The sequence below is a fragment of the Pseudonocardia sp. ICBG601 genome (genome assembly GCF_020496245.1).
The window spans coordinates 1-13,285 of sequence record NZ_JAHLJA010000019.1 but is presented as its reverse complement, the minus strand read 5'-3'; the positions used below and the strand labels follow the sequence as shown (position 1 = coordinate 13,285).

Here is a 13,285-nt window from a genome sequence, read left to right as displayed (position 1 = left end):
GGCGGCGAGCAGATTCCGGGCTACCGTTCCCCGCATGACCGACTACGAGCACCTGCTGGTCAAGCAGGACGGCGACACGGTCCGGATCACGATGAACCGCCCGCAGCGACGCAACTCCCTCACCGAGGGCCACCTGCGGGAGCTGCTGGACGCGTTCGAGAGCGCGGGACGCAGCGACGCGACCGGGATCGTGCTGGCCGGGGAGGGCAAGGCGTTCTCCTCCGGCCACGACTTCGGCGACGTCGCCGAGCGCGACCTCGCCGGGGTGCGCTCCCTGCTGCGGCTGTGCACCACGGTCATGCACACCGTCCAGTCGGTGCCCCAGGTCGTGATCGCCCGGGTGCACGCGACGGCCTGGGCGGCGGGCTGCCAGCTCGTCGCGTCCTGCGACCTCGCCGTCGCCGCGGAGTCCGCGACGTTCGCGCTGCCCGGCGGCAAGGGCGGCTGGTTCTGCCACACCCCGGCCGTCCCGGTCGCGCGGAACATCGGCCGCAAACGCCTGATGGAGCTGGCCCTGACCGGGGACCCGATCGACGCGGCCACCGCCGCCGACTGGGGTCTGGTCAACTACGCCGTCCCCGACGACGACCTCGACGCCCGCGTGGACGAGTTGCTCGCCCGCGCGACCCGGGGCAGCAGGCTGTCCAAGGCCGTCGGCAAGCAGACCCTCTACGCCCAGCTCGACCGTCCCGAGGCCGACGCCTACGCCGTCGCGGCCGAGGTGATGGCGTCGATGTCGCAGTCCGGGGGTGCCCGCGAGGGCATGGCGTCGTTCCTGGAGAAGCGGGCCCCGCAGTGGACCGGCTGATCGGCACCTAGGCTCGCGGGACCATGCACATCCGCACCACCACCCGGCTGAGCCGGCGCCGTCTGCTGGGGGCGGCCGCCGCCCTCGGCGGGACCGCGCTGGCCGGGCCGCTGCTGGGCGGCTGCGGCGGGCCGTCGGACCCGCTGTCGCGGCTGCGCGCCGGCGGCGACGTCGTCGTCGGGCTGTCCGGGGAGCGCCCGTTCGGCTACACCGACGGCTCCGGGCGGGTCACCGGGGAGAGCCCGGAGGTGGCCCGCGCGGTCGTCACCGGCCTCGGCGGCAGCGGCCTCGCCGCGGTCCAGACGAGGTTCGACCAGCTCATCCCCGGTCTGCTCGACGGCCGCTTCGACGTCATCGCGGTCGGGCTGACCATCACCGCGCTGCGCTGCCAGCAGGTCGCGTTCTCCCGCCCCGACTACGTGGCGGGTACCGGCCTGGTGGTCCCGGCCGGCAACCCCCTCGGGGTCGCGACGCTGGCCGGGGTCCGCCGCTCCGGGGCGACGCTGGCGGTGCTCGAGGGAAGCGCCGAGCAGGAGTACGCACTCGCCGCGGGCATCCACGCCGACCACATCGTCACCGTCGACTCGCAGGGCGCGCTGGTGCGCGAGGTCGCGAACGGCGGCGCGCAGGTCGGCGCGCTCACCCGCATCGCGCTGCTCGACGAGGTCCGCCGCAACGCGGGCATCGGGCTGGAGGTGACCGCCGCGTTCGCCCCCGAGGTCGCGGGACGCCCGGTCGTCGGGGCCGGGGCGTTCGCGTTCCGTCCCGCCGACAGTGCCTTCCGCGAGGAGTTCGACCGCGGGCTCACCGCGTTGCAGGAGTCCGGGCGCTGGCTGGAGCTCGCCGCGCCGTTCGGGTTCACCGCGGCGAACCTGCCGCCGCGCGATCTCACCGTCGACGAGCTCTGCGCCCGCACCCCGGACTCGTGACCGACGCGCGCCGCCGGGGAGTGCAAGGATCCCGGTCATGGCACTGCGTATCGCGGGGATCCACGTCCCCGGCCCGTCCGACCTGCTCACCGGCGCTGCGTCGGTGGTCGAGGCGACCGGCGAGCTCGCCGGGACCGTCGCCGGGCTGCCCGCGCGGGCCGGGGAGCTGCTGGAGGAGGTCGGCTCGCTGGTCGGCCGGATCGGCACGATCGCGACCCGCGCCGAGCAGCTGCTCGACCGGGTGGACGGCGTCGTCGACCGGGCCGAGGGGCTGATCGGGACCGTCGACACCGTCGCCGAGGAGGCGACCGGGCTCGTGTCCCGGATCCGCCCGGTCGCCGAGCAGGCCGAGGCGCTCGTCGCCCGGGTCACCGGCGTCGCGGGGAACGCGGAGGAGCTCGTCGGACGAGTCACCGGCGTGGCCGGGAACGCGGAGGAGCTCGTCGGGCGGGTCACCGGCGTCGCCGGGAACGCCGAGGAGCTGGTGGCGCGGGGCGGCGGGGTCGCCGACGAGGCCGACATCCTGGTCCGCAAGGTCACCACCGTGTCCGAGCAGGCCGACGGCCTGGTCCGGCGGGTCACCACCGTCTCCGACGAGGCCGGCGAGCTGGTCCGGCGGGTCACCACGGTGTCCGAGGAGGCGGGCGACCTCGTCCGCCGGGTCACCACGGTCTCGCAGAACGCCGAGGGCATCGTCGAGCAGGTCTCGGTGGTCACCGGGAACGCGAGCGGGCTGCTCGCGCGGGTCGACACCGTCACCGGCGAGGCGGGCGGGCTCATCCGCACCGTCGGCGAGATCAGCGAGCGCGCCGGCGGCCTCATCGGGCAGGTCGAGACCGTCACCACCGACGCGACCGGTGTCGTCACCGCGGCGAAGGCGGTGTCCGACCGCGCCGGAGAGGTCGTCGGGCAGGCCGCGGGCGCCAGCGAGCAGGCCGGTGAGCTGCTGGACCTCTACGGCCCGCTGGCCCGCCGGGCGGCGCCGCTGGCCCAGCGCTTCGTCGACGAGCTCTCCGAGGAGGAGGTGCGCGCCGCGATCCGGCTGGTGGACCAGCTCCCGAAGTTCACCGAGCACATGGAGGACGACATCATGCCGATCCTCACGACGCTGGACCGTGTCGGACCGGACGTCCACGAGCTCCTGGACGTGCTCAAGGAGGTCCGGCAGGCGATCGTCGGGATCCCCGGGTTCAAGCGGCTCAGCCGCCGCGGGAGCGAGAAGGAGGAGGGCTGAGCTCCCGGCCGGGCGGTGCGTACCGCCCGGCCGGCACGGTCAGCCCAGACCCTGCGACTCCCGGATCAGGGTGACGATCTCGTCCATCATCCCGGTCAGGCGGAAGTTCTTCGGCGTGAACACCGCCGCGACCCCGCCCTCACGCAGCCGCTTCTCGTCCTCGGGCGGGATGATCCCGCCGACGACGACCGGCACCTCCCCGGCCCCGGCGTCCCGCAGCCCCTGCACGACCGCGGGCACGACCTCCAGGTGCGACCCGGACAGCACCGAGAGCCCGACGGCGTGCACGCCCTCCTGCACCGCGGCCGCCACGATCTGCGACGGCGTCAGCCGGATCCCCTGGTAGACGACCTCGAACCCGACGTCGCGGGCACGCACGGCGACCTGCTCGGCGCCGTTGGAGTGACCGTCGAGGCCCGGCTTGCCGACCAGCATGCGCAGCCGCTGGCCCAGCTCCTCACCGGTGGCACGGACCCGCTCGCGGACCTCGGAGATCTCGGTGGCGCCCTCGCCGGACATGCTCGCCCCCGCCACTCCGGTCGGGGCCCGGAACTCCCCGAACACCTCGCGCAGCGCCCCGGCCCACTCCCCGGTGGTCACGCCCGCCTTGGCGCAGTCGATCGAGACCTGCATGAGGTTCTGCTCGGTCTTGGCCGCGTCGCGCAGCGCCCGCAGCGCCTCCTCGACGGCGTCCTGGTCCCGCGCGGCCCGCCACTCGCGGATCGCCTCGACCGCGGCCCGCTCGGTGGCCGGGTCGACGGTGAAGATCGCGTCGGCGCCCTCGGCCTGCAGCGGGCTGGGCTCGGTCGTGTCGAACTTGTTGACCCCGACCACGACCTCCTCACCGGACTCCAGCCGGCGACGGCGGGCGGCGAGGGAGTTGACCAGCTCGCCCTTCATGTAGCCGGACTCGACGGCCGCGACCGCCCCGCCCATCTCCTGCACCCGGTCGATCTCCGCGCGGGCGCCCTCGACGAGCTCGGACACCTTCGCCTCGACGACCCGGGAGCCGTCGAAGATGTCCTCGTACTCCAGCAGGTCGGTCTCGTAGGCCAGCACCTGCTGCATCCGCAGCGCCCACTGCTGGTCCCACGGCCGCGGCAGGCCGAGCGCCTCGTTCCAGGCCGGCAGCTGCACGGCGCGGGCACGCGCGTCCCGGGACAGGGTGACGGCGAGCATCTCCAGCACGATGCGCTGGACGTTGTTCTCCGGCTGCGCCTCGGTCAGCCCGAGCGAGTTGACCTGCACGCCGTAGCGCAGGCGTCGCTGCTTGGGGTTCTGCACGCCGTAGCGCTCGAGGGTGATCTCGTCCCAGAGCCGGCCCAGCGCCCGGAGCTTGCACATCTCCTCGACGAACCGGATGCCGGCGTTGACGAAGAACGAGATACGTCCGACGACGTCGCCGAACTTCTCCGGCGGCACCTGCCCGGAGTCGCGCACCGAGTCGAGGACGGCGATCGCGGTCGACAGCGCGTAGGCCAGCTCCTGCGTCGGCGTCGCCCCGGCCTCCTGCAGGTGGTAGCTGCAGATGTTGATCGGGTTCCACTTCGGGATCTCACCGACCGACCACGCCACCATGTCGGTGATCAGCCGCAGGCTGGGCCCGGGCGGGAACACGTAGGTGCCCCGCGACAGGTACTCCTTGACGATGTCGTTCTGGGTGGTCCCGGCGAGCTTCGCCCGGACCTCGGCGTAGTCCAGACCGGACTGCTCCGCCTGCTCCTCGGCGACGGCCACGTACAGCGCGAGCAGCCACATCGCCGGGGCGTTGATCGTCATCGAGGTGTTGGCCTCGGCGACCGGGATCCCCTCGAACAGAGTGCGCATGTCCCCGATGTGGCTGACCGGCACGCCGACCTTGCCGACCTCGCCCTTGGCGAGCTCGTCGTCGGGGTCGTAGCCGGTCTGGGTCGGGAGGTCGAAGGCCACCGACAGCCCCGTCTGGCCCTTGGCCAGGTTGCGGCGGTACAGCTCGTTGGACTTCTCCGCCGAGGAGTGACCGGCGTAGGTGCGGATCACCCACGGACGGTCGCGCTCACGATCGGTGGGGTACGGCACCGGGACCTCCGTGTCGTCGCGGGAGCACAGTCGGCACTGCCTGTGATGCGGACAGATCCTACTCGTCAGTAGCCGACGGCGGGCACGGAGTCGTCCCTCGTCACAGTCGGCATGTTCGGCAAAGTACGCGATCCGCACGGGAAACCGAGCGCTGGATCGGTTCACCACCCGCCCCCTCGGACAGGGCGTGTCGCCCGTCCGGGTGCGACGATCGGTGGATGGAGCTGGACCTGGTCCCGCGGCTCGGCTCGGTCATCGGCATCGCGATCGTGCTGGCGGTGCTCGCGCTGCTGCTGCGCTGGACCTACGGCCACCAGAAGCACCACGCGCTGCCCACCGACGACCCGGACGACCCGGTCGCGACCGGCCTGCTCACCGAGGTCTCCCGGGTACCCGGGCCGGAGGCGGCGCGGGTGCTGCGCGACCGGCTGCGCTCCGAGGGCATCCGGGCGACGACCTCCCGCGCCGACGACGGCGGCTGGGCACTGCTCGTCTTCCCCCGGGACGTCGGGGACGCCCGCGTGGTGCTCAGCCGTCGCTCGCTGGACTGAGCGCTCAGCCCACCCGGTGGTAGCGGGCGTCGAGGAAGCAGAACACGCCGTAGCAGGCGATCCCCACGCCGACCGCGACCAGCAGGAACACCCCGTAGGGCTGTTCGCGCAGCGTCTTGAGCGCGGAGTCCAGCCCGTTGGCGCGCTGCGGGTCGAAGGTCAGTGCGGCGACGCCCAGCAGGACGCCCAGCACGCCGATCGCGATCCCCTTGGCGATGTACCCGACCTGTCCGGTGCGGGCGTTGATCCGCCGCAGCCGGGTGTCGGCGCCACCGAGGTCCTGGTCCTCGGTGAACGTCGTCCGGTAGCCGTTCCAGGCCATCACCCCGCCGCCGATCAGCACCCCCAGCCCCAGCAGCGCGGTGAGGACCTGCCCGCCCGGCAGGCCCAGCAGTCCGGCGGCCGCCCGACCACCGCCACCACCGGACGTGCGTCCGCTGATCGCGGTGGTCGCCGCGGTGACGGCGAGCACCGCGTAGACGACGGCCTGCCCGCCGGCAACGACCCGCTTCACCGTGCGCTTGGTGCCGTCACCGATGTAGTGGAAGCCCCACACCGCCGAGACGGTCCGCCACAGGACGACCGCGACGAACCCGACGACCAGCACCCACAGGAACACCCGGCCCGCCGGCTCGGCGGCGATCGCCCCGAGGGCGCCGTTCTGGTCGGCCTGCCCGCCCGAGCCGAGCGCGATCCGGACGGCGAGCCACCCGATCAGCAGGTGCACCACCCCGTTCGCGGCGATGCCGGCCCGGGCGGCGACGCGCACCGGTGTCGAGTGCGCGGCGTCCCGCGCCCCGCGGCCCGCCTTGCGGCCGGCCTGCGAGACGTCGGCGGCGTCGGGGGTGCTCACCATGACGGGCCTCCTCGTCGAGTTGACGCGAAGGGTGACACGGCGCGGGCCGGCCCGCCGGGCTGCTGGGCCGTTCGGAGCAGCAGCGGGCGGACCCGCCCTACCGCTCCGGCTCGCCCGCGACGCGTCGGATGTCGGCGCCCAGCGCGGACAGGTTCTCCACGAACCGCGGGTAGCCGCGGTCGATGTGCGCGACGTCCCAGACCTCGGTGGTGCCCCGTGCGCACAGCCCGGCCAGCACCAGCCCGGCGCCCGCCCGGATGTCGCTGGCCCACACCGGCGCGCTGGAGAGCTCGGGCCGCCCGCGGACGACGGCGTGGTGGCCGTCGGTGCGGGCGTCCGCACCCAGGCGCACCATCTCGTCGACGAAGCGGAAGCGCGCCTCGAACACGTTCTCGGTGATCATCGAGGTGCCCTCGGCGACGGCGGAGAGCGCGATCGCCATCGGCTGCAGGTCGGTGGCGAAGCCCGGGTAGGGCAGCGTCACGAAGTCGACCGCCTCCGGGCGTCGGGACATCGCGACCGAGAACTCCTGCTCGCCGGTGGTGATCTCGGCGCCCGCGCTGCGGAGCTTGTCCAGGACCAGGTCGATGTGGTGCGGGTCGACGCCGCGCACGGTGACCTCGCCACGGGTCATGGCGGCCGCGAACGCCCAGGTGGCACCGACGATCCGGTCCCCGATGACGCGGTGCGTGGTGGGCTGCAGGCCAGCGACGCCGTGCACGGTCAGCGTGGAGCTGCCGACCCCCTCCAGCTTCGCGCCCATCTGTTGCAGCATCACGCAGAGGTCGACGATCTCCGGCTCGCGGGCCGCGTTGTCGATGACCGTGGTGCCCTCGGCGAGCACCGCGGCCATCAGGATGTTCTCGGTCGCCCCGACGCTCGGGAAGTCCAGCCAGATCTGCGCGCCGTGCAGGTCTCCCGCCGTCGCGGTGACGCTGCCGTGCACGATGTCGGTGGTCGCGCCGAGCTTGCGCAGCCCGTTCTGGTGCATGTCCAGCGGCCGCGAGCCGATCGCGTCGCCGCCGGGGAGCGGGACGGCCGCCCGCCGGCACCGCGCCACCAGGGGCCCGAGCACGCACACCGACGCACGCAGCTTGGACACCGACCGGTAGTCGGCCTCCGCGCCGGGATCGGCGGGCACGTCGATGTGCACGGTCGATCCCTCGATCGCGACCGTGCAGCCCAGGCTCCGCAGGACGTCGGCCATCAGCGGCACGTCCAGGATCTCCGGGCAGTTCTCGAGCGTCGTCCGTCCCTCGGCCAGCAGTGCCGCCGCCATGAGCTTGAGCACGCTGTTCTTCGCCCCGACGACGTCGACGGACCCGCTCAGCCGGGCCCCGCCGTTGACCGCGAAATGCTCCACCACGCCCGGAACGGTAACGGGACCGTCACCGCGCCGGATGCCCGCCCCGGACGGCCCTGCACCTTCGGACCGTCCGGCGCACCCCCGCGTCTGGTCGCCGGAGCACCGGCGCGCCTAGCCTGTCGGGGTGGCGGTGAACCTGACGCGGATCTACACGAAGACCGGCGACGACGGTACGACGGCCCTGGGCGACTTCAGCCGGGTCCGCAAGACCGACACCCGGCTGGCGGCCTACGCCGACACCGACGAGGCGAACGCCGCGATCGGCGTGGCGGTGACGGTCGGCGGGCTCGCCGAGCGGGTCGCCGACCCGCTGCGGCAGATCCAGAACGACCTGTTCGACGTCGGGGCCGACCTGTGCGCGCCGATCGTCGAGAATCCCGAGTACCCGCCGCTGCGGATCACCGAGGGCTACGTCACCCGGCTCGAGGGCTGGTGCGACGAGTTCAACCTCGAGCTGCCCAAGCTCAAGTCGTTCATCCTGCCCGGCGGCACCCCCGGCGGCGCCTACCTGCACGTCGCGCGGACCGTCACCCGCCGTGCCGAGCGGTCCGTGTGGGCCCTGCTGGAGGCCGACCGGGAGCGGACCAACCCGCTGACGGCGCAGTACCTCAACCGGCTCTCGGACCTGCTGTTCATCCTCGGCCGGGTCGCGAACCCCGACGGCGACGTCCTGTGGCAGCCGGGTGGCCCGCACGGCGCCCCGACCGCCGACGCCTGACCGACCGCGCGGGACGAACCGACAGAGCGGGCGGCTCCGCAACGCCACGGGGTGGGCGGGGTCAGGACGCCTCGCGGAACCCGTGTCCCTGGCCCGGGGGCGTGGACTCCAGCCAGGCCATGAAGCCGGTGCGGACGCCCGCGGACATCGCGAGCTCGACGTCGACGTCGCGCCCGGCGGCGTCGCGGCCACGGCAGCGCAGCACCTCGACCGCCATCGGGATCGCGAACTCCTCCGACCGGTGCGGCGGCCGCCGGTCGACGATCTCCAGATCCGCCCGGTCCATCACGACGGTCGCACCGATCCGGAAGCTGGTCAGGCGGTACCAGGCGAAGCGCTCGCCCTCGTAGCGCCCGACGCCGAAGTGCCAGTCCGTGACAGCGAAACGGCGGCGCAGACACAGGTCCACACCGCCGCCTCGCATGAGTCGTACCCGCCGTACGGCGAGCCAGACCAGGGGATCACCAGGCACAGCAGCAGAACTCCGACGATCGCCGCGATGAGCTCCACTGCCGTGCCCGGTCCCCGTGCTAGTTCGCTCGGCCGCCCGAAGGCGGGCCTCGGCCGGGCGATCGCCGATTTCCCCTCGTCGGTGGACGAGTCGGCGCCGTCCGCGAGCCCGCCGGGCCCGCCTCGACGTCGATCTCGTCCGCCTGCTCGGCGAACTCGGCGAGGATGGACACCCGCTCCGCCGACACCGACAGGAACCCGCCGTGCACCGCGATGGTGCGCTTCGAGCCGTCGGTGGAGTCGATGCGGACGACCCCGGCCTCCTCCAGCTGGGCCAGCATCGGTGGTGGCCGGGCAGGATGCCGACCTCCCCGACCGTGGTCCGGGCGAGCACGAAGCGTGCGTCACCCGACCACAGCCGGCGCTCGACCGAGACCAGCTCCACGGTCATCTCAGCAGGCATGGAGGATCAGCTCCAGCTTCTTGCGGTTCTTCTCCAGGTCGTCGAGACCACCGCAGAGGAAGAACGCCTGCTCCGGGACGTCGTCGAACTCGCCCTTGGCGATCTTGTCGAACGCCTCGATGGTCTCCTTGAGCGGGACCGTCGAGCCCGGCTGGCCGGTGAACTGCTCGGCGACCAGGAGGTTCTGCGAGAGGAAGCGCTCGATGCGACGCGCCCGGCGACGAGCTGCTTGTCCTCCTCGGACAGCTCGTCGATACCGAGGATGGCGATGATGTCCTGCAGGTCGTTGTACTTCTGCAGGATTCGCTTGACCTCGTTGGCGACGCGGAAGTGCTCGTCACCGACGTACTGCGGGTCCAGGATCCGCGAGGTCGAGGTCAGCGGGTCCACCGCCGGGTAGATCCCTTCTGGGAGATCGGCCGGGAGAGCTCCGGTGGTCGCGTCGAGGTGCGCGAACGTCGTCGCCGGAGCGGGGTCGGTGTAGTCGTCCGCGGGGACGTAGATCGCCTGCATCGAGGGTGATCGAACGGCGCCGGGTCGAGGTGATCCGCTCCTGCAGCTCGCCCATCTCGTCGGCCAGGGTGGGCTGGTAGCCCACCGCGGACGGCATGCGCCGAGGGGGTCGAGACCTCCTGGCCGGCCTGGGTGAACCGGAAGATGTTGTCGATGAACAGCAGGACCGTCCTGCTCCTGCACGTCGCGGAAGTACTCCGCCATCGTCAGCGCGGAGAGCGCGACGCGCATACGGGTGCCGGCGGCTCATCCATCTGACCGAACACCAGGGCGGTGTTCTTCATGACGCCCGACTCGGTCATCTCCGTGATGAGGTCGTTGCCCTCACGGGTGCGCTCACCGACGCCGGCGAACACCGAGGTGCCACCGAAGTTCAGCGCGACACGCTGGATCATCTCCTGGATCAGCACGGTCTTGCCGACACCGGCACCACCGAACAGAACGATCTTGCCGCCGACGACGTAGGGCGTCATCAGGTCCAGCACCTTGATGCCGGTCTCCAGCATCTCGGTCTTGCCCTCGAGCTCGTCGGAAGCGCGGGGCCTTTCTGGTGGATCGACCGGAGGGTCACCGGTGAAACTGGATGGACGGGTCGTCCAGGCAAGTCGCCGAGGGCGTTGAACACGTGCCCCTTGACTGGTCGCCGACCGGGACGGAGATCGGGCGGCCGAGGTCGGTGACCTCCTGGCCGCGCACGACACCGTCGGTGGGCTGCATGGAGATGGCCCGGACCAGGTTGTCACCCAGGTGCGTGGCGATCTCCAGTGTCAGCTTGCGCCTTGTCCGCGGAGAGGTCCACCTCCAGCGTGAGCGCGTTGAGCAGGCTCGGGACTCGCGTCAGGGGAACTCGACGTCGACGACCGGGCCGGTCACCTGGACGACGCGCCGGTGATCGGGCCGGCCGAAGTTTCGGCGGTCGTGGTCATCAGCTCTCACTTCCTGCGCTGGCGAGAGCGTCGACCCCACCGACGATCTCGCTGATCTCCTGGGTGATCTGTGCCTGGCGAGCCTGGTTGGCCTCCAGGGTCAGGCTACGGATCAGTTCGTTGGCGTTGCCGTCGCGGCCTTCATGGCCCGCTGCCGGTTCGCCGACTCCGACGCCGCCGACTCCAGCAGGGCCGCGTAGAGCGGGCCCCGATGTACTTCGGCAGCAGCGCGTCGAAGAGCGTGTCCGGGTCCGGCTCGAACTCGTAGAGCGGCTGGAGACCCTTGGTCTCCGGGTGGTCCCGCTGGCTCTCGGCCGTGTCGGCGTCGCCGTCGATCTCGTCGACCGGCTTCGCCGAGGCACTGTCGGCCGCGTACTCGACCTCGAGCGGAGCCATCCGCCGGGCCTGCGGCACCTGGGTGATCATGTTCTTGAAGCTGGTGTACACGAGGTGCAGCTCGTCCACGCCGTGGGTGCCGTCGGCATTCCCGTCGTGGTCGTCCTCGCCGGGCACATGAACGCGTCGACCAGCGTCTTCGCCGCCTCGGCCGCGTGCTCGTAGCCGGGCTGCTCGGAGAAGCCGGTCCAGGACTGCTCGATCTCCCGGTTGCGGAACCGGTAGTACGAGACGCCCTCTGCGGCCGATCACGTAGAGGACCGGCTCCTTGCCCTGCTCGCGGAGCAGGGCAAGGAGCTGCTCGGCCTCCTTGAGGACGTTGGCGTGTAGCCGCCGCACTGACCGCGGTCACTGGTGACGACCAGGACCGCGGCGCGCTTCGGCTGCTCCCCTCGACGAGCAGCGGGTGGTCCAGCGCCGAGTTCGACGCGAGCTCCGAGAGGTGCTCGTCATCAGCTCGGCGTACGGACGCGCCTCGTCCACCCGTGCCCGGGCCTTCGCGATCCGTGAGGTCGCGATCAGCTCCTGGGAACGGGTGATCTTCTTGATGGACTGCGTCGACCGGATACGCCGGCGCAGCACCCGGATCGTGCCGCCATCGGGTATCAGCCTCAGTTCTTCTTGACCGTGACGGTCTCCTGCTCGACATCGTCCTCGTCGAGAGCCTTCTCGGCTTCTCCTTGGGGACGACCGAGGAAACCGTCGGACGCGGTGAACTCGTTGCGCTTGAACTCGTCGACCGCCTTGGTCAGCGTCTCGACGGCGTCGTCGGAGAGCTTCCCGGTGTCGGTGATCTCGTTCAGGGCACCGGAGGCGTGGCGCCGCGAGTACTCGCGGAACTCCGCCTCGAAGCGCTGCACGTCGGCGACGGGCACCGAGTCGAGCTTGCGGAGGTGCCCAGCCAGATCGAGACGACCTGGTCCTGCACCGAGGACCGGCGCGTACTGCGCCTGCTTGAGCAGCTCGACCAGGCGCTCGCCACGGCCCAGAGCGGCGGCCGAGGCGGCGTCGAGGTCGGAACCGAGGCGGCGAACGCCTCCAGCTCGCGGTACTGCGACAGGTCCAGACGCAGCGAGCCCGAGACCGTCTTCATGGCCTTGATCTGCGCCGAGCCACCGACCCGGGAGACCGAGATGCCGACGTTGATCGCTGGCCGGACACGCCTGGTGAACAGGTCGGACTCGAGGAAGACCTGGCCGTCGGTGATCGAGATGACGTTGGTCGGGGTGTAGGCCGACACGTCGTTCGCCTTGGTCTCGATGATCGGCAGACCGGTCATCGACCCCGCGCCGAGGGCGTCGAGAGCTTCGCGCAGCGCTCAGCAGACGCGAGTGCAGGTAGAAGACGTCGCACGGGTAGGCCTCACGGCCCGGCGGGGCCGCAGCAGCAGCGAGATCGCCACGGTAGGCCTCGGCCTGCTTCGACAGGTCGTCGAACACGATCAGGACGTGCTTGCCCTGGTACATCAGTGCTGGCGAGGCCGAGCCGGTGTAGGGGGCGAGCCACTTGAAGCCGGCCGGGTCGGACGCGGGGGCGGCGACGAGCGTCGTGTACTCCAGCGCTCCGGCGTCCTCCAGGGACTGCCGGACACGGCGATCGTGGGAGCCCTTCTGGCCGATGGCGACGTAGATGCAGCGGACCTGCTTCGTCGGGTCGCCCGACTCCCAGTTCTCCTTTGCGTTGATGATCGTGTCGACGCAGACCGCGGTCTTGCGGTCTTGCGGTCGCCGATCACCAGCTGGCGCTGGCCGGGCCGATCGGGGTCATGGCGTCGATGGCCTTGATCCCGGTCTGCAGCGGCTCGCCGACGGACTGGCGGTCCATCACGCCGGCCGCCTGGAGCTCGAGCACGCGGCGGGCGTCGCTCTCGACGTCGCCGAGGCCGTCGATCGGGTTGCCCAGCGGGTCGACGACCCGGCCCAGGTAGCCTCGCCGACCGGCACGGACAGGACCTCGCCGGTGCGGGGACCTGCTGGCCCTCTCGAGGCCGGTGTAGTCGCCCAGGACGACCGCACCG

The 13,285-nt window shown here is 72.0% G+C and carries 10 protein-coding genes and 6 pseudogenes; 5 read left to right on the top strand and 11 right to left on the bottom strand.

Going from position 1 to position 13,285, the window contains the following annotated elements:
• Positions 1–34 precede the first annotated feature (34 nt).
• From KPL57_RS07130 to KPL57_RS07120, 3 genes are read left to right on the top strand one after another with little or no spacing between them, the layout of a single operon-like run.
• Complete coding sequence (locus KPL57_RS07130) at positions 35–808, top strand: enoyl-CoA hydratase-related protein (protein ID WP_226350968.1); 774 nt, start codon at positions 35–37, stop codon at positions 806–808.
• 23 nt (positions 809–831) lie between these two features.
• Positions 832–1,737, top strand: coding sequence for a transporter substrate-binding domain-containing protein (locus KPL57_RS07125; RefSeq protein ID WP_226350967.1), 906 nt, complete (start codon positions 832–834; stop codon positions 1,735–1,737).
• Positions 1,738–1,774: 37 nt separating this feature from the next.
• Positions 1,775–2,971 carry a hypothetical protein gene (locus KPL57_RS07120; protein ID WP_226350966.1) on the top strand — a complete coding sequence of 399 codons (1,197 nt, stop codon included), beginning with the start codon at positions 1,775–1,777 and terminating at the stop codon, positions 2,969–2,971.
• A 39-nt stretch (positions 2,972–3,010) separates the two neighbouring features.
• On the opposite strand, the gene KPL57_RS07115 is transcribed toward KPL57_RS07120, so the two are convergent.
• On the bottom strand, positions 3,011–5,029 hold the full coding sequence (locus tag KPL57_RS07115) for a protein meaA (RefSeq protein WP_020621459.1): 2,019 nt from the start codon (positions 5,027–5,029) through the stop codon (positions 3,011–3,013).
• Between the two features lie 218 nt (positions 5,030–5,247).
• Here KPL57_RS07115 and KPL57_RS07110 point away from each other — a divergent pair, with 218 nt between their 5' ends.
• Positions 5,248–5,580 (top strand): hypothetical protein, encoded by a 333-nt coding sequence (locus KPL57_RS07110; RefSeq protein WP_226350965.1) that lies wholly within the window; start codon positions 5,248–5,250, stop codon positions 5,578–5,580.
• Between the two features lie 4 nt (positions 5,581–5,584).
• On the opposite strand, the gene KPL57_RS07105 is transcribed toward KPL57_RS07110, so the two are convergent.
• Together KPL57_RS07105 and murA are read right to left on the bottom strand one after the other, a co-directional pair.
• Entirely contained in the window at positions 5,585–6,436 is an 852-nt protein-coding gene (locus KPL57_RS07105) for a DUF1206 domain-containing protein (protein WP_226350964.1), read from the bottom strand.
• Positions 6,437–6,533: 97 nt separating this feature from the next.
• Positions 6,534–7,802: a UDP-N-acetylglucosamine 1-carboxyvinyltransferase gene (gene murA / locus KPL57_RS07100; RefSeq protein ID WP_226350963.1), complete on the bottom strand. Its 1,269-nt coding sequence runs from the start codon at positions 7,800–7,802 to the stop codon at positions 6,534–6,536.
• 124 nt (positions 7,803–7,926) lie between these two features.
• Here murA and KPL57_RS07095 point away from each other — a divergent pair, with 124 nt between their 5' ends.
• Positions 7,927–8,520 carry a cob(I)yrinic acid a,c-diamide adenosyltransferase gene (locus KPL57_RS07095; RefSeq protein ID WP_020621463.1) on the top strand — a complete coding sequence of 198 codons (594 nt, stop codon included), beginning with the start codon at positions 7,927–7,929 and terminating at the stop codon, positions 8,518–8,520.
• A 61-nt stretch (positions 8,521–8,581) separates the two neighbouring features.
• On the opposite strand, the gene KPL57_RS07090 is transcribed toward KPL57_RS07095, so the two are convergent.
• From KPL57_RS07090 to KPL57_RS07065, 8 genes and pseudogenes are all read right to left on the bottom strand, one after another.
• Complete coding sequence (locus KPL57_RS07090; protein ID WP_226350962.1) at positions 8,582–8,992, bottom strand: DUF2550 domain-containing protein; 411 nt, start codon at positions 8,990–8,992, stop codon at positions 8,582–8,584.
• Positions 8,993–9,155: 163 nt separating this feature from the next.
• A pseudogene (locus KPL57_RS07085) lies at positions 9,156–9,433 on the bottom strand (F0F1 ATP synthase subunit epsilon); the annotation flags it as partial.
• Positions 9,423–10,882: pseudogene (gene atpD, locus KPL57_RS07080) on the bottom strand (F0F1 ATP synthase subunit beta). The pseudogenes KPL57_RS07085 and atpD, both read right to left, overlap by 11 nt.
• Complete coding sequence (locus KPL57_RS65995) at positions 10,872–10,970, bottom strand: hypothetical protein (protein WP_264197838.1); 99 nt, start codon at positions 10,968–10,970, stop codon at positions 10,872–10,874. Before KPL57_RS65995 ends, atpD begins: the two are co-directional and overlap by 11 nt.
• Positions 10,971–11,013: 43 nt before the next feature.
• Positions 11,014–11,850 (bottom strand): annotated as a pseudogene (locus KPL57_RS07075) (F0F1 ATP synthase subunit gamma).
• Positions 11,851–11,879: 29 nt separating this feature from the next.
• Positions 11,880–12,547: pseudogene (locus KPL57_RS65990) on the bottom strand (hypothetical protein).
• An 85-nt stretch (positions 12,548–12,632) separates the two neighbouring features.
• Positions 12,633–12,953, bottom strand: a pseudogene (locus KPL57_RS65985) (F0F1 ATP synthase subunit alpha); the annotation flags it as partial.
• 46 nt (positions 12,954–12,999) lie between these two features.
• Positions 13,000–13,285: pseudogene (locus KPL57_RS07065) on the bottom strand (F0F1 ATP synthase subunit alpha); the annotation flags it as partial.